Origin of the sequence: Methylobacterium radiodurans, assembly GCF_003173735.1 — a bacterium.
Taxonomy (GTDB): Bacteria; Pseudomonadota; Alphaproteobacteria; order Rhizobiales; family Beijerinckiaceae; genus Methylobacterium; species Methylobacterium radiodurans.
In genome coordinates this window covers 640,043-656,723 of sequence record NZ_CP029551.1, presented here as the reverse complement: position 1 = coordinate 656,723, position 16,681 = coordinate 640,043, and the positions used below count along the sequence as shown (strand labels likewise).

Below are 16,681 nucleotides of genomic sequence, written 5' to 3'. Positions count from 1 at the left end.
GGGGCTCACGTCCGGCCTCACGTCCGGCAGCGCACGCGGGTGATCGCCGGCACCGCGTCCCGGTCGAGGCTGCCGGCGCTCGCCGCCACCGGCGTGTCGTAGAGGCGCAGGGCGAGCCGCAGGGGGCCGCTCGCGCGCGGGCTCGGCAGCCAGTTGCCCGGCTCGGCCTCGGGCCCGAGCGCGACGGCGAAGCGGCCGTCCCGCTCCCGCAGGATCTCGCTCGCGGTGAAGCCCTCGCGCACCGGCGGCCGGGCCGGATCCGGGTCGCCGCGGCCCGAGACAGTCAGGGTCCAGGCCCGGGCCGGCGGCGTCGCCCCGGTGATGCTGTAGGTGCAGGCGGCGTCGAGTCCGCGGCCGGCATCGTCCGTCGCCGCCGTCATCAGAAGGCCCTCGCCGACCGCGAGCGGGATCTCGCCCCGGCGGGCGTTGACGGCCCGGGTGTAGGGATCGGCGCTGGTGGCACCCGCCCGTGGCCAGATCGTCCAGGCCCCGACCGTGACGCCGCCGAACGGGTAGCCGCCCCGCGTCGCCCAATCGGCGCTGGCGAGCCCCAGCACCGCGCCGAGCGCCAGCGCGTAGAGGGCGAGCCCGACCCAGGTGATCCGGTGCCAGAGGCGGAGCGCGACCCCCCCCAGCCGGCCGCCCGCCCGCGCGGCCGCGGCGGCCTGCGCCGTCACCGCGGGCCTCAATGTGGACCTCATCGGGTCGCCGTCCGGTCGGCCGGGCCGCCGCTCTCCGCGAGCGCACGCGGCGCGCCCTTCGGGTCGGTCTTGGGGGTGATCTTGGGGGTGATCTTGGGTTCGAGCTGCGCGCCTGGCCGCGGCGGCGCCTCGATGGTGCGGAACAGGCCGTTCACGCCGCTGATCACCTCGAAGGAGCGGCGCGAGAGCTTGCCGTAATTGCTCGCCGCCGGGTTCGTCGGCGCGGTGGGCGCCGCCGCCTGGGCGCTCGGGGCCGGCACTTTCAGCCCGGGCAGGGGCTTCAGCTCGATGCCCTGGTGCGCGGGTTCCATCACGTCGTGCCAGACCTGCGCGGGCAGCGAGCCGCCGGTCATCTTGTTGGTCGAGGTGCTGTCGTCGTTGCCGAACCAGACCGCGCCGACATAGTTGCCCGAGTAGCCCACGAACCACGCGTCCTTGTAGCCGTTCGTGGTGCCGGTCTTGCCCGCGATCTTCACGCCCTCGATCTGGACGCGCCGGGCCGTGCCCTCCTCGACCACCTTGTTGAGCATGTAGTTCATGCCGGCCACGACCTGCGTCGAGAGCACCTGCTCAGGGCGCTCGTCCGCGTGGCGGTAGATCACCTCTCCGGACGAGTTCTTCACCTCCATCGCTGCGTAGGGCTTGGCTCGCTGGCCGCCGTTGGCGAAGACCGCGTAGGCCGCCGCCTGGTCGATCACCGTGACCTCGGCCGAGCCGATCGGCAGCGAGACCGAGTCGACGAGCGGCGTGGTGATGCCCATGACGTGGGCCGTGTCGATGATCTTCTTCCGGCCCGCCACCGCGGCGCGCGCGTCGTGGCTGATGCCCATCGCCTTGCCGAGCTGGATCGAGACCTGGATCGGGATTGTGTTGATCGACTTGGCCACCGCGAGCCAGAGGGGCTGCCGCCCCGAGTAGGAGCGGCCGTAGTTCTGCGGGCACCAGTTGCCGATGCAGGTCACCCGGTCCACCACCACGGTCTCGGGCTTGTACTGGCCCGAGGCGAGCGCGGCGGCGTAGACGTAGGGCTTGAACGAGGAGCCGGGCTGGCGCAGGGCGTCGGTGGCGCGGTTGAACTGGCTCTCGCCGTAATCGGCCCCGCCCACCATCGCGCGCAGCGCCCCGTCCGGATCGAGGATGACCAGGGCAGCCTCCTCGACGTCGTAGGCGTCGCCGGACTTGCGCAGCACGTTGGCCACCACCTCGTCGGCCCGCTTCTGGATCGCGACGTCGAGCGGCGTCTTCACGGTGAGCACGCGGTCGTTGCGGAACTTGCCCGCGTCGGCCATCTGCTTGATCTCGCCGAAGGCCCAGTCGAGGTAGTAGTCGGCCGTGATGTCGCGGGTGCGCGTCACGGGCGTCGCCGGGTTGCGCAGAGCCGTCTGGATCTGGCCTTCCGTGACGAAGCCCGCCTCCACCATGTTGTGCAGTACGTCGACCGCGCGGGAGCGGGCCGCCGGCAGGTTGACGTGGGGCGCGTACTTCGTCGGCGCCTTGAACAGGCCGGCCAGCATCGCCGCCTCGGCGAGGCTGATGTCCTTCAGCGGCTTGCCGAAATAGTAGTCCGCCGCCGCCACCGCGCCGAAGGTGCCGCCGCCCATATAGGCCCGGTCGAGATAGAGCTTCAGGATCTCGTTCTTGCTGAGGTGGAATTCCAGCCAGAGCGCCAGGAACGCCTCGTTGACCTTGCGCTCGATCGAGCGCTCGTTGGTCAGGAACAGGTTCTTGGCGAGCTGCTGGGTGATCGAGGAGCCGCCCTGGGTGTTGCCGCCGCCGCGCGAGTTGTTGACGAGCGCGCGCATCGTGCCGATCGGGTCGATGCCCCAGTGCTCGTAGAAGCGCCGGTCCTCGGTCGAGACCAGCGCCTTGATCATGATGTCGGGAAACTCGTCGAGCTTGAGCGAGTCGTCGTGCTTGATGCCGCGGCGCCCGACCTCGGTGCCGTAGCGGTCGAGGAAGGTGACGGCGAGGTCCTGCTGCTTCAGCCAGTTCTCGCTCGTCAGGTTGAAGGCGGGCTGGGCGAGCGCGAGCAATCCCAGGAAGCCGACGGCGCCGATCGTGACCCCCTCGCTCGTGAGGTCGATCGCGACCCGCTTCCAGCCCCGCACCGAGAAGCGGTTCATCGCGGCCTGGAAGCGCTCGTAGACGATGCCGGTCGACTGGCCGCTGTCGTAGAGGCTGGCGTTCACCCAGGCGTCGAAGCCCAGCGCGGCGCGCTGGATGCGGGTCCGGATCGCGGTGAGGTTCGGCAGACGCACGACGGAGGATCCGGCTTCGAAGGCACCAGGGAGAGCAGTCGGGAGCCGACTCTCCTTACCAAGCCCCGCGGCCGTCCGCGAGGCTTGATCGCGGACAACGTTCGGGCGGCGGATCCGGAGCCCGTCAACCTCCGCTTAACCTTGATGGCCGAATGGGGCGGCCCGGTGGCGCCGGACTTCTCCAGGGCTCCGCCCTGGACCCGCCAAAGGTCGCGGACCTTTGGGATCCATGACCGTTCTCCGGCCACGCTTGCGTGCGGGCGTGCCTTGCGGCAGACGGGGGCTCCACCCCCCGATGCTTGAGAGGCTCCCGATGGGAAGCCCCAGGGCCCCGCGCCGCGGCGCGGCCGTGCCGTCGAACGAGTTCTGGCGTACCAAATCCCTGGAGGCGATGACCTCCGAGGAGTGGGAGAGCCTGTGCGACGGCTGCGGGCGCTGCTGCCTGATCAAGCTCGAGGACGAGGATACGGGCGAGGTCCATCACACCGATATCGGCTGCACGCTCCTCGACGGGATCGGCTGCCGCTGCCGCGACTACGCCCACCGCCAGAAGCGGGTGCCGGACTGCGTGCGGCTGACGCCGGAGGCGGTGCGCACCATCCCCTGGCTGCCGCCGACCTGCGCCTACCGCCTCGTGCGCGACGGCGAGCCGCTGTTCGACTGGCATCCCCTGGTCTCGGGCCGCGCGAGCAGCGTCCACGAGGCCGGCATCTCCGTGCGCGGGCGGCTCTCCGGCAACGAGGAGGAGTTCCTCGACGAGGAGTATCCCGAGCGCATCGTGGATTGGCCGGGGCTCCTGCCGGACGAGGAGTAGGCGGTCCGCTGCCTCAGCCCGCCGTCGCGAAACGGTCCGCCTCGCCCCTGTCGAGCACGAAGCGGTTCCGACCCCGGCTCTTGGCCTGGTAGAGGGCTCGATCCGCGGCCGCGAGGAGGGTGGCGGGAGAGGCCGGGACGCCGTTTGACCGTCTTGCGACGCCGACGCTGATCGTCACCTTGCCGATGCCGTCGGCGCGGGAGGGATGGGTGATGTTCAGGGCCTCGATGGCCTGGACGAGGTTCCTGGCCCGGCGCGCCGCCTCCATCTCGCTCGCGTTGCGCAGGACGAGCGAGAACTCCTCGCCGCCGAAGCGGGCGCAGAGCGCGTCGTCCCCCGTCCCGGCCTCGGCGAAGACCTCGGCCACGCGCCGCAGGCAGTCGTCGCCCGCCGGATGGCCGAGCGCGTCGTTGAAGAGCTTGAAGTGGTCGATGTCGATCATCATCAGCGCCACGGCGTCGGGCGTGGCGCACCACGCGTCCAGCTGCTCCGCGAGGTGGCGGCGGTTCGGCAGCCCGGTCAGGGCGTCCGTCCGGGAGAGGTTCTGGAACTCGCGCCGCGCCGCGTCCGCGCTGGTCGCCCGCAGCGTTGCGCCCAGCGCGGTCAGGTAGTCCCCGCAGCGGCGGCGCTCGATGCGGTGGTTGGCGTAGAGGCTGAACAGGCAGGCCGTCCCGATCTGCACGGCGAAGCTGAAGCGGAGCGGCGCGTCGAGACCCTCCTTCGTCAGCACCGCCAGCACGGTGAGCGCGAAGGCGCAGGCCGTGAAGATCGCCGCGTGCTGGAAGCGCAGGGCCAGCACCATGTTGGCGAACACGATGGTGAGCGGCAATTCCCCGAAGGTGAAGAGGCCCAGCGAATCGCGCGTCAGCCAGAACAGGAAGACCGGAACGAGGTAGGCGTTCAGGATCCCGCCGAGCACGAGGCGCTCGGTCCATTGCGGGGGCGTGCGGCCGATCGCCCAGACCAGCGCCAGGGAGACCGGCGTGACGATGGCAGCGCGCAGGACGAGGGAGAGGAGGAGGACGTCGGGCAGGAGCACGATGCTCGTGACGTTGTAGACGTTGTAGAGGATCAGCCCGATGAGGATCGCGGTCCGGATGTCGGCGGTCCGGCCCGCCGCATGCTCAAGGTCGTAGCGGGCCTGAACAGGTGCCGAGAAACGCAACCACCAGTCGAGTGGTCGGCCACTATTCAATTCATCGAGACGCTGGATCGCGTTCGCACTCATGTCGGTATCCCCTCATGAATGCATGTACCCTCGCTGTGTAAATTCTTTGTAAGATATTTGCCTTGCAGTGCAGTTCCGGCGCGTGCCGGTCTCTGCACGCGCGCGGCACCGCTCCCAGTCTTCGTTCCCAGGCGCTTTGCGGTACCGAACCGGCACCCGCGCTAGAGCGCTCTCCGCCGAAGTGGACGCCGGTTCGGCGCAAGAGAGCGCGTCAAAACAAGCGCTTAGAGCCGTTCCTGATCGCAACGCGATCGGGAACGGCTCTAGCGGCGTCTCCGGTCGAGCAGGCGCCCACCCGCGAGTCCGTTGAGGCCGATCACGCCGAGCACCGTCGCTCCGTGGACCGCGAGGTCGGTCGCGGTCGTCTCCTGCGGATGGAACGGCATCAGCAGGGCGGCGGCGGCGGCCGCGACCGCCAGCCCGCCGAGCGCCGCGGTGAGGTTCGGGCGCAAGGGGCAGGCCCGGCGCAGCATCAGCACCAGCAGCAGCGAGAGCGGCAGCGACACGCCGAGCAGGAAGGTGAGGCAGCCGGGCAGCGCGTGCGGGGCCTCGATCCCGGGGCCGGTGAGGGCCCGCAGGCAGCCCGGCCCGCTCGCGCCGATCCAGAGGGCGGCGGGCGCGAGCGGCAGCAGGGCCCAGGCCGCCGTGCGTCCCGGCACGCTGGTGGCGAAGGCGGCGAAGGCTGCGGTGAGCGCTGTCAGCACGGCGCCGAGCAGGACGAGCGACGCCTCGGCCGGTCGCGGCCCGCGCAGGCCCTCCAGATCGAGCACGGCGAGGAGCGCGAGGCCGAGCGCGAGGACGGCGCCGGCCCAGGCCAGCGCGCGCAGGCCCGGGGAGGGCAGGGGGCGGACCGGTGCGAGCCGGGCGGCGAGATCCTCGACCAGACGGTCGTGCGAGAGGCGCTGGGTCTCGGGCATCCGCTACTCTCCCGAAGGTCCCGCTCCGGGACCCGCGAGGCTCGCGCGCAGCGCCTTGATCGCCCGGTGCAGGTTCACCTTGAGCGCGCCCTTGCTGCGCCCGGTCAGCGCGGCCGCCTCGTCGAGCGAGCGCTCGCGCAGTGCCAGTTCCTCGACCGCCTGGCGCTGCCCCGCGGGCAGGGCCGCCACGGCGCGGGCGAGATCGGCGGCGCGCTCCCGCGCCTCCAGGCCGTCCCCGGGCTCAGGCCGCGCGTCCGGCTCGCTCTCGTAGGCCACCGGATCGTGCACCTCGCGCGGCCGGCGACCGGCGCGGCGGAGCGCGTCGACCGCCCGGCGCTGCGCGATCGCGCGCAGCCAGGGCAGGAAGGCCCGCGCCGGGTCGTAGCTCGCCCGCGCCCGGTGCAGAGTAACGAGCGTCTCCTGGACGGCGTCCTCGATGGCCTCGCCGCGCAGTCCCTGCACGCGCACGGCGGTCCGGATCACCGGCAGGCAGTCCCGGAGCAGGGCGCGGTAGGCGTCCGCGTCGCCCCCTTGCGCCGCCCGCATCGCGGCGGCCAACCTTTCCTCCAGCGCCATCGCCGCCCCGCCGCGTGCCTGCGGGGCGGATTCTAACGCCCGCGGGCGCAGCGAAAAGAGCGGGTCGGAGCGGGCGTCCAGGGCGAGCAGCATGGGTTCGGCCGGCGTGACGAGGCCGCCGGCGGGCGGCGGCCGGCCCTGTGCATTCGCGCGCGGACCGGGCTCGGTTACGCCGCGCGGCGCTCAGCCATCGAGTTCGAAGCGGGCGACGTCGGCGAGCAGGGCCACGAAGGCCCGGGCCCCGTGGTCGAGAGCGGCCCGGCCCGCCTCCGCATGCCCCAGCCGCGCGTCGCCGATCGCGCCGGACGGGTGCAGGTCCTGCGCCTTCCAGGCGAAGGCGGCGGGCCGGCCGGCGCTCAGATGCGCGAAGTCCCCGCGCATCCGGAACGCCCGGGAGGGGAAGTCGGCGATCCGGTCGGCCCGCACGAGGTCGGGCCGCAGCGCCAGCATCAGGGCGGTCTCGATCCCGCCCGCGTGGATGCCGTAGGCGACCTCGTCGGCCGGGAACAGGCCCGGCGGGTAGCCGAAGCGGGCCCAGGCGGTCGTCACCGCGATCATGCCGAGACGTCCGCGCAGCTCCGCCGCCACGAGGTCGATGAGCGCGCTGTTGCCGCCGTGGGACGTGACGATGACGAGCCGGCGGCAGCCGGCGCGGTGCACGCCCGCGCCGATCTCGGTCCAGGCCCTGAGCGCCGTCTCGGCGGTGAGCGTCAGGGTGCCCGGAAAGGCGTCGTGCTCGTCCGACTTGCCGACGGACTGCACCGGCAGGGTCAGCACGTCGAGATCGTCGGGCACGAGGGCGGCGGCGCGCGCGAGGTAGCCCTCGGCGATCACCACGTCTGTGGCGAGCGGCAGGTGCGGCCCGTGCTGCTCCACGGCCGCGACCGGCAGGACGGCGACCGCGCGGCCCATGGCGCCGGCCCCCTCGCGGGCGCGGATCTCCTCCGCGGTCAGTTCGGACCAGGCGCGTGCGGGCATCGTCCGTGTCTCGCGGGCGGTGGGGCCGCCCGTCTAGCACGCCGCGCCCGTGCCCGCGCAAGGTGCGGGCAACGCTCGTCCGAGCCTCAGGCGAAGAGGGCGTCGATGTCGTCCTGAGCGGTGGCCGGGCCCTTCGATTGCGGGCCGTTGAGGATCAGGCGCTCGGCCCGCTCCTTGCGCGCCGCCTCGGCCGCGTCGAGCCCGGCCTCGTCGCGGGCGCGCACCGCCGTGGCGAAGCGGGCGAGGCGCAATTCGAGGTGGCGGAGGGCTTCGACCACCTTGGAGATGCGCTGGCCGGTGATGTCCTGGAAGGCGCAGGCCTCGAAGATCGTGTAGATCTGCGCCTCGACGTTGGCGCGGTAATCCGCGTCGTCGGGCAGCGCCAGCATCGCCTCGGCCGATTCCATGATGGTGTTGGTGGCCCCGGCCGTGGCGGCGAGCACGTTTCCGAGCTCCTCGTGCGCCATCGGGATGCGGTCGCGGGTGATCTCGTTGGCCCGCAGGGCCGCGATCTCGCCGCGCACGTGACTGATGTAGTCGGCGATCTGGATCAGCTCGGCGACCATCTTCTGCGGGGACAGGCTGCTGGCCGCATCGGCGGCCAAAGTTCCGGAATAACCCATGGCGTTTCCTCGAACGCGAAACATCCTGGAACCCGAGAGGCTCGGGTCGGGGCCGCGATCCGGCCGGTCCCCCCGGACGGAATTCGGATCGCGTGCCCCGTGCGACGGACGCGCGGCGCTCAGGCGCCGCAGACCGCCTCGATCTTCGACTTCAGCGTGGCGGCGTTGAAGGGCTTGACGATGTAGTTGTTCACGCCGGCCTTCTTGGCCGCGATCACGTTCTCGGTCTTCGACTCGGCGGTGACCATGATGAACGGCGTGGTGCGCAGGCCCTCGTCGGCGCGCACGTGGCGCAGCAGCTCGTAGCCCGTCATCGGCTCCATGTTCCAGTCGGAGATGACGAGGCCGTACTTGCGGCCCTTCAGCTTGGCGAGCGCGGCGGTGCCGTCGGAGGCGTCGTCGACCTCCTCGAAGCCGAGCTGCTTCAACAGGTTGCGGATGATGCGGACCATGGTCTGGTAGTCGTCGACGACCAGGATCGGCATGCTGAGGTCGAGGGCCATGAGCGCGTGACTCCGTGTGTTTCCTTCAGGGGAGCAGCTTTGCGAGGCTCCCGCGGTACGATTTACGGGAGGCGCCAGAGCCCGGACGGCGCCTCGTGATCGCCAAAATAGGCTTGACCGGATTGCGAACCGGTTAACCCGCGCGCGAGCTTGGCTCTTGACCGCTCCGCTTGACCGCCGGTGTGGTTTTCGACAGGGTCCGCCGCGTTTTCCGGGGCCTCCCGATCCCGGTCGTCACCCCGAGCGAGACCGCAAGTACCGATGGCCTCAGGCGACGAGACGGCCGCGCGACCCTTCACGATCTGCCGGCCGGACGAGCCCCTGCCGCCGAACCTCGCCGGCGCGGTCGCGGCACTCGGCAATTTCGACGGCGTGCATCGCGGCCACCGGGTGCTCGCCGAGGCGGTGCGCGAGGCGGCGGGCGGGGCCCCCGCGATCGTTCTGACCTTCGAGCCGCATCCGCGCGCCTTCTTCGCCCCCGACCTGCCGATGTTCCGCCTCACCGGGCCGGAGGCGAAGGAGATCGTGTTCCGGCGCCTCGGCCTCGACGGGCTGGTGATCCGCCGCTTCGACGCCGCGCTCGCCGGCACCGGCGCGCGCGCCTTCGTGCACGACCTGCTCAAGCGCGACCTCGGCCTCTCGGGCGTTGTGATCGGGCACGACTTCCATTTCGGCCGCGGGCGCGAGGGCACGCCCGCGATCCTCGCCGAGCTCTGCCGCGAGGTGGGGCTCGCCTGCCGCATCGTGCCGCCGGTGGCGCTCGGCAGCGAGGCCGAGCCGATCTCCTCCTCGGGGATCCGCCGGGCGCTGGCGGTGGGCGACCTCGCGCGGGCGAACGCCCTGCTCGGCTACCGCTGGTTCGTCCTGGGCCCCGTCCGGCACGGGGAGAAGCGCGGGCGGGTGCTGGGCTACCCGACCGCCAACGTGGCCCTGCCCGATTGCGGGCTCGCCCACGGCATCTACGCGGTGCGCGTCCGGCTCCCGGACGGGGCCTTCCGCGACGGCGTGGCGAGCTACGGCCGCCGCCCGACCTTCGACGACGGCGCGCCGCTCCTCGAGGTGAACCTGTTCGACTTCGCGGGCGACCTCTACGGGCAGGTGATCGCGGTCGAGTTCGTGGCCTGGATCCGCGGCGAGGAGCGCTTCGACAGCGCCGAGGCGCTGGTCGTCCAGATGGACCGCGACGCGGCCGAGGCGCGCCGCCTGCTGGCTGCCGACACCACGCCCTCGATGCTCGGTTGATTTCTGCCGGCCGCCGCCCGTGCTATGAGTGGGCCCGAGGATTCAGGGACATCTGCGATGCTGGGACGCTTCGAGCGGGGTGCGAGCGGGGAGGCCGTGGTCGAGTATGGCGACGGCACCATGCGGGTGGTCAAGCCCGGCAGCTTCGTGCGTTGCGCGGTGACCGGCGAGGCGATCCCGCTCGACTCCCTGCGCTACTGGAGCGCCGCGCGCCAGGAGGCCTACGCCTCGCCCGACGCCGTGATGGTGCGCCTGAAGCAGACCGGACGGCCCTAGAGCCGTTTCCGATCGCGTTGCAATCGGAAACGGCTCTAAGCTCTTGTGTTGACGCGCTCTCTTGCGCCAAGCCGGCGTCCCCTTCAACGGAGAGCGCTCTAGCCCTGCGGCTCGCCGAGCCGCGCCCGGTGCCGCTCCAGGGTGTCGAGCAGGATCGGCATGAAGGCCGATCCCGCATCGAGCCCGGCCACGCCGCGCTCCAGCTCGGCCAGGGCCGTGCGCTGCCCGGTCAGCCCCTCGACCGCGTCGAGATAGGCCCAGATCACGGCGTCGGCCTCCCCTGCATTGACCGGCCGCTCGGCGGCGAGCAGCCCCTCGAAGACGCGCAGCGTCTCCTCGCGGGTCATCGGGAGCCGTCCTGCCGGGCGCCGATGAGGCCCGCCGCCGCCAGCCCAATCCCGGCCACGACGGCCGCCGTGGTCAGCGGGTGGAGGCTGGCGCGAGTGTAGAGGCTCGTGCGCATCACGTGGCCCGGATGCCCGCCGGCGACCTCGCCGCCCGAGCGGCTCGGCTCGTAGAGGGCGCCGGCCCGGTCGCGGGCGGGCTGGTCGGTCTGCTGCTGGGCCGACATCGTGCGGCCCGCGAGATCGAAGGCGCGCGGCGCCAGTTCCTTGGCGAGGCTCATCAGGCGGCCGCCCCCGCCCACGTAGATGTCGCGGCGCGGATGCACGGCGGCGTGCAGGATCGCGTGCGCCACCTCCTCGGTGCGGTAGACCGGCGGCGGCAGCTTGGGTGCGTGCGGCGTGTAGTTCTTGGCGTTCCGCGCGAACGGCGTGTCGATCGCTGCGGGCTTGATCAGCGTCACGGCGACGCCCGCGCCCTCCTCCTCCAGCTCGATCCGGAAGGCGTCGGTGAAGCCTTTGATCGCGTGCTTGCTGGCGCAGTACATGCCCTGAAGCGGGAAGGCGATGTCCGAGGCGACGCTGCCGAGGTTGATCAGGACGCCGCCGCTGCGCTTCAGATAGGGGGCGGCCACGAGCGAGCCGTTCACCACGCCCCAGAAGTTCGTCTGAAACAGGCGCTGGTTGTCGGCCTCGCTCACCTCCTCCAGTCGCCCGAAGATCGACAGGCCGGCATCGTTCACCCAGGTGTCGATGCGCCCGAAGCGCCCGACTGCCTGATCGGCGATGCGCTGGACCTGGGCGCGGTCGCCGACATCGGCCACCACGTCGAGGGCCTCGCCGCCCTCCGCCTCGATCTCCCGGCGGATCCGCGCCAGCGCCTCGCCGTTGCGGGCGGCGAGTACCACCTTCGCGCCCTTGCGCGCGGCCCGGCGGGCGGTCTCGAGGCCGATGCCGCTCGACGCGCCGGTGATGACCATGACCTGACGGTCGAGCGGATTGCGGGACTTCCACATGGAGCGGATCCTCTCGGGCAGGTTCTTGCGGGAAGGGTTCAACCGTCCAACCGCAGGCCCGCGGATCCGTTCATCCGCGTCCGGGCGAGCGGCGGGTCCTCAAGGCCAACGTTCGGGCCAAACGCTCAGGGCCAAACGCTCAGGGCCAAACGCTCAGGGCCAAGCCCTCAGGATCTCGTCCGTCGGCGCGATCTCGATCTGCTCGCCGAAGCGGCTGCAGTAGAGGGTCACCATCGCGTCGTGGGTTTCGTCGGCCGAGCTGCAGACGCCGTCGGCGGCGATCACCACCCGGTAGCCGCGATCGACCGCGCCGAGCACGGTGGCGAGCACGCAGATGTCCGTCTCACCGCCGGTGATCACCAGCGTGTCGGTGCCGAGATCCTGCAGGTGCGCCTGGAGGTCCGGCTGCATCCAGGGCGAATAGGTCCCCTTGTCGAAGACCCGGCCGGGCGAGGCCAGCGCGGCGAGGCTCGGCAGCAGGTCGACCATCCCGGGCTCCAGCCGGTCGAGGGTCATCTTCGGCCAGTGCTCGTAGTAGCGCCGCCACGTGCCGGAGCAGGATTCCGCGTTCGCCGCCGGAATGAAGCGCGTGAATGCCGTCCGCTCGGGATGGGCGGCGGTGATCCGCTCGACCTGCGGCAGGATGCGGCCGAGCCAGGGCGTGTGCCAGTCCGTCTCCTCGTGGAACAGGCGCTGGACATCGACGCAGACATGCGCCGTCAGGGCGCCCAGATCACCGAACCGCAGCCCCACGCCCCGTTTCATCGCGGATGTCCCCCCCCCTGGTCTGTGAAATCGCGCGGCGGATACGCCGGATCCCCACTCACGCCGCGGCCCTCGGCCTCAGGCCGCGGCCTGTTCCAGGCTCTCGGCGAGCCGGCTCGCGAAGGCGTCGCCCCGGTAGATCTCGGAGGCCGCCTGCTTCAGCCGCGCCTCCTGTTCGGGCTTGCCGAGCGCGCGGGCGTAGGCCGCGGCCGAGCCGAAGCCGGCCAGCCCGTAATGGGACATGCGCTGGTACTGGGCGATGATCTGCACGTCGCGCAGCCGCCCGTCGGCCGGCGCCTCTTTCACGCCGTGCTTGAGCGCCTCGGCGACCAGGCCCTCCATGCCCTTGCAGTGCTCGGGCGCGGTCTCGCCGCCGCTCTCCTCGATGAGCTGCTTCAGCGTGGCCGTGTGCTTCTCGATGCCGCCGACGGAGTGCTCCAGCATCGCCTTCAGCTTCGGGTCGCTCGCTTGCTCGCCGAGCTGCCGGACGGCGCGCGTCATCTGATCGTTGGCCGACCAGAGGTCCTTCATCTCGTCGAGATACACGTCGCGCAGGCTGTTGGGTGCCGCCATGCTCGCCTCCTGATCGTTCGCCGATGATGGTTCGTCCGCGGGATGCGGCCGGGCCCCCTCCGGGGCCCGACCGGGCTGTCAGCCGATCTGCTCGTTCTGGGCGCCGCTGTCGGGCCGGGCAGGGCCGAGCACCGGCTCCTCGCCCATCGGCTCGTTCTGCACGACGCTGAACTCGCCCTTGCCGTCGAGGGAGGGGCCGCTGGTCCAGCGGCCGGCGGGCGGCGGCGTGCCGTCGCGCGACGTGGCGAAGAAGTTGTAGTTGAACTTCTGGTGCTCCTCGCTCTGCGGGAAGGAGTTCGGGATCGGCAGCGCGCCCTTGTGGCCGCCCAGCTCCTCGATCACCGCGAGCCACTGCTCCTGGTGCATCGTGTCGCGGGCGATCATGAAGTGCAGCATGTCCTTCATGCCGGGGTCGTTGGTGGCGTTGAAGAGGCGCACCGCCAGCGTCCGGCCGGTGCTCTCGGCCGCGACGTTGCAGTACATGTCGGCCGCCAGGTTGCCGCTCGCGTAGATGTGGCTCATGTCGAAGGGTACGCCCTCGCAATTGGCCGGGAAGGCCGCCATGCCGGTCGATAGGATGTGCCGGTGCAGCATGCCCTCGACCATGTGGCGCGGGTTCTCGCCGCCCATCACGGCGCCGACCACCTTGTCGGCCGCGCCCGCCTCCTGAACCTTGGTCGGGGCGGTCTCGAGGTTCATGGCGACCGCGGTCGCCAGCATCTCGATATGGCCGATCTCCTCGGTCGCCGTGTGCAGGAGCATGTCGCGGTACTTCGTCGTCGGCCCGCGCGAGCCCCAGGCCTGGAAGAAGTACTGCATGCAGACGCGGATCTCGCCCTCGACGCCGCCGATCGCCTGCTGGAGCATCCGGGCGAAGACGGGGTCCGGGCTCTCGACGCGGACCGGATACTGCAGGCGCTTGTCGAAGTAGTACATGGGCTGGTCCTCTGAGAGTGTTCGCTGGCTGGCGAGGCCTGTCCCGCACCGAGCCCCTCCGGGCACGGGTCGAGGCGCGATCGTGGAGGGATCGCGGAAGGCCGGGGCCTGTATCCGAGCGGCGCTGTAGGCTGTGAGCCGGAGGCTGTTCTTCCTGTTTCGGCGCGCGCTGAAGATACGTTCAGCTGAACCGGGCCGTGATCGGCGAAGTTCCTGCAAAAATCTGGGAATTTTATTTGTTACACTTGATCCATGTTAGGAAGGCATGGGATTTCGCCGAGGATCCACCTTGGACCATTGCGGCCGAGCCCGTGCTTGCCGGATAGTGGCTCGGAGGTGCGCGGCGGCGGACCCGCGGTCGGGTCCGCGCGTTGACGCTTCCGATGCGGACGGATCGTGCCGGGCCGAAGGCTCCGGCGATGTTGGAGGAGGCGATGATGGATGCGGCACGATCCTTGACCGACCGCCACGTGCTGGTGGTCGAGGACGACTACTTCATCATGGACGAGCTGCGGCTGAGCTTCGAGCAGAGCGGCGCCACGGTGCTCGGGCCGGTCGGCAGCGTCGAGGAGGCACTCGCCATCGCCAAGGACTCTCCGCGGATCGATGCCGCGGTGCTCGACATCAACCTGCACGGCGAGATGGCCTTTCCGGTGGCCGACGCCCTGCGCACCCGCGGCGTCCCGATCATCTTCGCCACCGGCTACGACGCGGTCACCATCCCCGAGCGCTTCGCCGACGCGCTCCACTGCGAGAAGCCGGTCGAGCCCGACATGATCGCGCGCCTGATCCTGTCCCGGACGGGCGGCGTTGCGCAGACGCACAGGGCGACCTGAGCGGAACCGGAGACGGCCTTTTTCCCGCCCCGCGGTGACCTTCCGGACGGTGCGCGGTTGCTCCGGCAACAGCCCGACGCGACGGAGTCCTCCGTGGAGCAATTCCCCAAGCCGCCCTTCCCGGACCAGCGCCAGCCGATGCCGGGCTCCAGCGCGGCGATGGAGCCGCCGCCCGATTACGGCGAGGCGACCTACAAGGGCTCGGGCCGGCTCGCCGGCAAGGCCGCGATCATCACCGGTGGCGACAGCGGCATCGGCCGCGCCGTGGCGCTCGCCTTCGCCCGCGAGGGCGCCGACGTGTTGGTCTCCTATCTCGACGAGGACGAGGACGCGGCCGAGACGCGCCGGCTGGTCGAGTCGGCCGGGCGCCGGGCGGTGCTGGTGCCGGGCGACATCCAGGAGGCGCGCCACTGCCGGCTGATCGTGGAGACGGCCGTCAAGGAGTTCGGCCGGCTCGACGTGCTCGTCAACAACGCCGCCCACCAGGCGACCTTCGACAGCCCCGAGGAGATCTCTGACGCGGAGTGGGAGACCACCTTCCGCATCAACATCCATGCGATGTTCTACCTCGTGAAGGCCGCCTTGCCGCATCTGCGCGAGGGCGCGGCCATCATCAACACCACCTCGGTCAACGCCGACACGCCGAGCCCGCAGCTTCTCGCCTACGCCACCACCAAGGGCGCGATCCAGAACTTCACCGGCGGCCTCGCCCAGATGCTCGCCGAGCGGGGCATCCGAGTGAACTGCGTCGCGCCGGGCCCGATCTGGACCCCGCTGATTCCCTCGACCATGCCGCCCGAGAAGGTGACGCAGTTCGGCTCCCAGGTGCCGATGAAGCGCCCCGGCCAGCCGAAGGAACTCGCCCCCGTCTACGTGATGCTGGCCTCCGACGAGGCGAGCTACGTCTCGGGCGCCACCATCGCCGTGACGGGCGGCAAGCCGATCATCTGATCGCCCCGGATCTCGAAGGCAGAGCCTTCGGCGGGTCTAGGCAGGATCTCTGATCTTGGCACTGGTCGGCGAAGCCAAGCTCGGGGCGCTGCCCCGAACCCTGCCAAAGGGCCCCGACCCTTTGGGATCCCAGGACCACACAAAGGAGCGTGTATGGGCCCGAGACCGCTGAAGAGCCTCCGCGGCGCCGTGGTGGTGATCACCGGGGCGTCGAGCGGCATCGGCCGGGCAACCGCGCTCGCCTTCGCCCGGGCCGGAGCCGACGTGGTGCTGGCGGCCCGCCGCGGCGACGTGCTGGAGGATCTGGCGGCGATCTGCCGGCGCCAGGGCGGCCAGGCCGAGGCGGTGCCGACCGACGTCACCGATCCGGGCGCCGTCGAGGCGCTGGCGCGGGCGGCCGAGCACAGGTTCGGGCACATCGACGTCTGGGTGAACAATGCCGGCACCGGCGTGTTCGGGCCTTTCTGGGAGGCGCCGCTCGACCTGCACCGGCGGACGATCGCGGTGAACCTCCTCGGCACCCTGCACGGCGCCTACGCGGCGCTGCCGCGCTTCCTCCGCCAGGGCCGGGGCGTGCTGATCAACATGGTCTCGCTCGGCGGCTGGGCGCCGACGCCCTTCGCGGCGGCCTACACGGCGAGCAAGTTCGGCCTGCGCGGCCTCACCGCCAGCCTGCGGCAGGAACTGCGCGACCATCCGGGCATCCGGGTCTGCGGCGTGTTCCCGGCGATGGTCGACACGCCGGGCTTCGTGCACGGCGCCAACGTCTCGGGCCGCACCCTCGACCCCGGGCCGATGCTCTACGCGCCCGAGGATGTGGCCCGGACGATCCTGCACCTCGCGCTCCGCCCGCGCGACGAGGTCGCGGTCGGCTGGCCGGCCCGGGCGCTGCAGGCCGCCTACGCGCTGGCTCCGGGCCCCACCGAGCACGTGATGGGCTTCACCCTCGCGCGGCTCCTAGAACGGGCAGGGCCCGCGCCGAGCAGCTACGGCGCTCTGCGCGGGCCGGTGCCGGGCGGCACCACCGCGAGCGGGGGCTGGCGCCACCGCAAGGGCGTGCCCTCGGCCCCCGTGCTCAGCGGCCTCGGCCTCGCGGCGCTCGGCATCCTCGGCCTCGCCGCGCTCGGGGCAGCCCGCCGCCGGTGAG

The 16,681-nt window shown here is 71.5% G+C and carries 19 protein-coding genes; 6 read left to right on the top strand and 13 right to left on the bottom strand.

What is annotated here, in order from left to right:
- Nucleotides 1-17: 17 nt before the first annotated feature.
- Entirely contained in the window at nucleotides 18-701 is a 684-nt protein-coding gene (locus DK427_RS02865; protein WP_109949944.1) for a DUF1214 domain-containing protein, read from the bottom strand.
- Complete coding sequence (locus DK427_RS02860) at nucleotides 698-2,959, bottom strand: transglycosylase domain-containing protein (RefSeq protein ID WP_109949943.1); 2,262 nt, start codon at nucleotides 2,957-2,959, stop codon at nucleotides 698-700. The genes DK427_RS02865 and DK427_RS02860 overlap by 4 nt, the downstream gene beginning before the upstream one ends.
- Before the next feature lie 313 nt (nucleotides 2,960-3,272).
- Here DK427_RS02860 and DK427_RS02855 point away from each other — a divergent pair, with 313 nt between their 5' ends.
- Nucleotides 3,273-3,773 (top strand): YcgN family cysteine cluster protein, encoded by a 501-nt coding sequence (locus DK427_RS02855; protein WP_109949942.1) that lies wholly within the window; start codon nucleotides 3,273-3,275, stop codon nucleotides 3,771-3,773.
- A gap of 13 nt (nucleotides 3,774-3,786) precedes the next feature.
- On the opposite strand, the gene DK427_RS02850 is transcribed toward DK427_RS02855, so the two are convergent.
- The 6 genes from DK427_RS02850 to DK427_RS02825 all read right to left on the bottom strand — a co-directional run bounded on the left by DK427_RS02850 (nucleotide 3,787) and on the right by DK427_RS02825 (nucleotide 8,598).
- Nucleotides 3,787-5,001 carry a GGDEF domain-containing protein gene (locus DK427_RS02850; RefSeq protein WP_109949941.1) on the bottom strand — a complete coding sequence of 405 codons (1,215 nt, stop codon included), beginning with the start codon at nucleotides 4,999-5,001 and terminating at the stop codon, nucleotides 3,787-3,789.
- 263 nt (nucleotides 5,002-5,264) lie between these two features.
- Entirely contained in the window at nucleotides 5,265-5,918 is a 654-nt protein-coding gene (locus tag DK427_RS02845) for an NrsF family protein (RefSeq protein WP_109949940.1), read from the bottom strand.
- A 3-nt stretch (nucleotides 5,919-5,921) separates the two neighbouring features.
- Entirely contained in the window at nucleotides 5,922-6,494 is a 573-nt protein-coding gene (locus tag DK427_RS02840) for a sigma-70 family RNA polymerase sigma factor (protein ID WP_109953959.1), read from the bottom strand.
- 183 nt (nucleotides 6,495-6,677) lie between these two features.
- Entirely contained in the window at nucleotides 6,678-7,472 is a 795-nt protein-coding gene (locus tag DK427_RS02835; protein WP_109949939.1) for a creatininase family protein, read from the bottom strand.
- An 86-nt stretch (nucleotides 7,473-7,558) separates the two neighbouring features.
- The gene (locus tag DK427_RS02830; protein ID WP_245930774.1) at nucleotides 7,559-8,095 is read right to left on the bottom strand and encodes a protein phosphatase CheZ; all 537 of its coding nucleotides are present in this window, start codon (nucleotides 8,093-8,095) and stop codon (nucleotides 7,559-7,561) included.
- A 119-nt stretch (nucleotides 8,096-8,214) separates the two neighbouring features.
- The gene (locus DK427_RS02825; RefSeq protein ID WP_066921441.1) at nucleotides 8,215-8,598 is read right to left on the bottom strand and encodes a response regulator; all 384 of its coding nucleotides are present in this window, start codon (nucleotides 8,596-8,598) and stop codon (nucleotides 8,215-8,217) included.
- Between the two features lie 261 nt (nucleotides 8,599-8,859).
- Between DK427_RS02825 and DK427_RS02820 the strand changes: the two genes are divergently transcribed.
- Both DK427_RS02820 and DK427_RS02815 read left to right on the top strand, forming a co-directional pair.
- Entirely contained in the window at nucleotides 8,860-9,840 is a 981-nt protein-coding gene (locus DK427_RS02820; RefSeq protein ID WP_109949938.1) for a bifunctional riboflavin kinase/FAD synthetase, read from the top strand.
- A 57-nt stretch (nucleotides 9,841-9,897) separates the two neighbouring features.
- Nucleotides 9,898-10,116 carry a DUF2093 domain-containing protein gene (locus DK427_RS02815; RefSeq protein ID WP_109949937.1) on the top strand — a complete coding sequence of 73 codons (219 nt, stop codon included), beginning with the start codon at nucleotides 9,898-9,900 and terminating at the stop codon, nucleotides 10,114-10,116.
- 98 nt (nucleotides 10,117-10,214) lie between these two features.
- On the opposite strand, the gene DK427_RS02810 is transcribed toward DK427_RS02815, so the two are convergent.
- From DK427_RS02810 to DK427_RS02790, 5 genes are all read right to left on the bottom strand, one after another.
- Entirely contained in the window at nucleotides 10,215-10,463 is a 249-nt protein-coding gene (locus DK427_RS02810; RefSeq protein WP_109949936.1) for a hypothetical protein, read from the bottom strand.
- Nucleotides 10,460-11,473 (bottom strand): SDR family oxidoreductase, encoded by a 1,014-nt coding sequence (locus DK427_RS02805; protein WP_109949935.1) that lies wholly within the window; start codon nucleotides 11,471-11,473, stop codon nucleotides 10,460-10,462. Before DK427_RS02805 ends, DK427_RS02810 begins: the two co-directional genes overlap by 4 nt.
- Before the next feature lie 153 nt (nucleotides 11,474-11,626).
- Nucleotides 11,627-12,238, bottom strand: coding sequence for a cysteine hydrolase family protein (locus DK427_RS02800; RefSeq protein ID WP_109949934.1), 612 nt, complete (start codon nucleotides 12,236-12,238; stop codon nucleotides 11,627-11,629).
- A gap of 78 nt (nucleotides 12,239-12,316) precedes the next feature.
- Nucleotides 12,317-12,811: a ferritin-like domain-containing protein gene (locus tag DK427_RS02795; protein WP_109949933.1), complete on the bottom strand. Its 495-nt coding sequence runs from the start codon at nucleotides 12,809-12,811 to the stop codon at nucleotides 12,317-12,319.
- A 78-nt stretch (nucleotides 12,812-12,889) separates the two neighbouring features.
- Nucleotides 12,890-13,747 (bottom strand): manganese catalase family protein, encoded by an 858-nt coding sequence (locus tag DK427_RS02790; RefSeq protein WP_109949932.1) that lies wholly within the window; start codon nucleotides 13,745-13,747, stop codon nucleotides 12,890-12,892.
- Between the two features lie 434 nt (nucleotides 13,748-14,181).
- Here DK427_RS02790 and DK427_RS02785 point away from each other — a divergent pair, with 434 nt between their 5' ends.
- From DK427_RS02785 to DK427_RS02775, 3 genes are all read left to right on the top strand, one after another.
- Entirely contained in the window at nucleotides 14,182-14,583 is a 402-nt protein-coding gene (locus DK427_RS02785) for a response regulator (RefSeq protein ID WP_109953957.1), read from the top strand.
- 93 nt (nucleotides 14,584-14,676) lie between these two features.
- A complete protein-coding gene (locus tag DK427_RS02780) occupies nucleotides 14,677-15,534 on the top strand; it encodes an SDR family oxidoreductase (RefSeq protein ID WP_109949931.1) in 858 nt (285 codons plus the stop codon).
- A gap of 168 nt (nucleotides 15,535-15,702) precedes the next feature.
- Nucleotides 15,703-16,680, top strand: a complete 978-nt coding sequence (locus DK427_RS02775) for an SDR family oxidoreductase (protein ID WP_109953956.1) — start codon at nucleotides 15,703-15,705, stop codon at nucleotides 16,678-16,680.
- The last annotated feature ends 1 nt before the right edge of the window (nucleotide 16,681 follow it).

Coding starts and splice junctions, on each gene's coding strand:
- DK427_RS02840 (WP_109953959.1), bottom strand. CDS start 6,494: ATGGCGCTGGAGGAAAGGTTGGCCGCCGCGATGCGGGCGGCGCAAGGG.
- DK427_RS02815 (WP_109949937.1), top strand. CDS start 9,898: ATGCTGGGACGCTTCGAGCGGGGTGCGAGCGGGGAGGCCGTGGTCGAG.
- DK427_RS02845 (WP_109949940.1), bottom strand. CDS start 5,918: ATGCCCGAGACCCAGCGCCTCTCGCACGACCGTCTGGTCGAGGATCTC.
- DK427_RS02820 (WP_109949938.1), top strand. CDS start 8,860: ATGGCCTCAGGCGACGAGACGGCCGCGCGACCCTTCACGATCTGCCGG.
- DK427_RS02800 (WP_109949934.1), bottom strand. CDS start 12,238: ATGAAACGGGGCGTGGGGCTGCGGTTCGGTGATCTGGGCGCCCTGACG.
- DK427_RS02850 (WP_109949941.1), bottom strand. CDS start 5,001: ATGAGTGCGAACGCGATCCAGCGTCTCGATGAATTGAATAGTGGCCGA.
- DK427_RS02805 (WP_109949935.1), bottom strand. CDS start 11,473: ATGTGGAAGTCCCGCAATCCGCTCGACCGTCAGGTCATGGTCATCACC.
- DK427_RS02865 (WP_109949944.1), bottom strand. CDS start 701: ATGAGGTCCACATTGAGGCCCGCGGTGACGGCGCAGGCCGCCGCGGCC.
- DK427_RS02855 (WP_109949942.1), top strand. CDS start 3,273: ATGGGAAGCCCCAGGGCCCCGCGCCGCGGCGCGGCCGTGCCGTCGAAC.
- DK427_RS02790 (WP_109949932.1), bottom strand. CDS start 13,747: ATGTACTACTTCGACAAGCGCCTGCAGTATCCGGTCCGCGTCGAGAGC.
- DK427_RS02785 (WP_109953957.1), top strand. CDS start 14,182: ATGATGGATGCGGCACGATCCTTGACCGACCGCCACGTGCTGGTGGTC.
- DK427_RS02795 (WP_109949933.1), bottom strand. CDS start 12,811: ATGGCGGCACCCAACAGCCTGCGCGACGTGTATCTCGACGAGATGAAG.
- DK427_RS02825 (WP_066921441.1), bottom strand. CDS start 8,598: ATGGCCCTCGACCTCAGCATGCCGATCCTGGTCGTCGACGACTACCAG.
- DK427_RS02835 (WP_109949939.1), bottom strand. CDS start 7,472: ATGCCCGCACGCGCCTGGTCCGAACTGACCGCGGAGGAGATCCGCGCC.
- DK427_RS02810 (WP_109949936.1), bottom strand. CDS start 10,463: ATGACCCGCGAGGAGACGCTGCGCGTCTTCGAGGGGCTGCTCGCCGCC.
- DK427_RS02830 (WP_245930774.1), bottom strand. CDS start 8,095: ATGGGTTATTCCGGAACTTTGGCCGCCGATGCGGCCAGCAGCCTGTCC.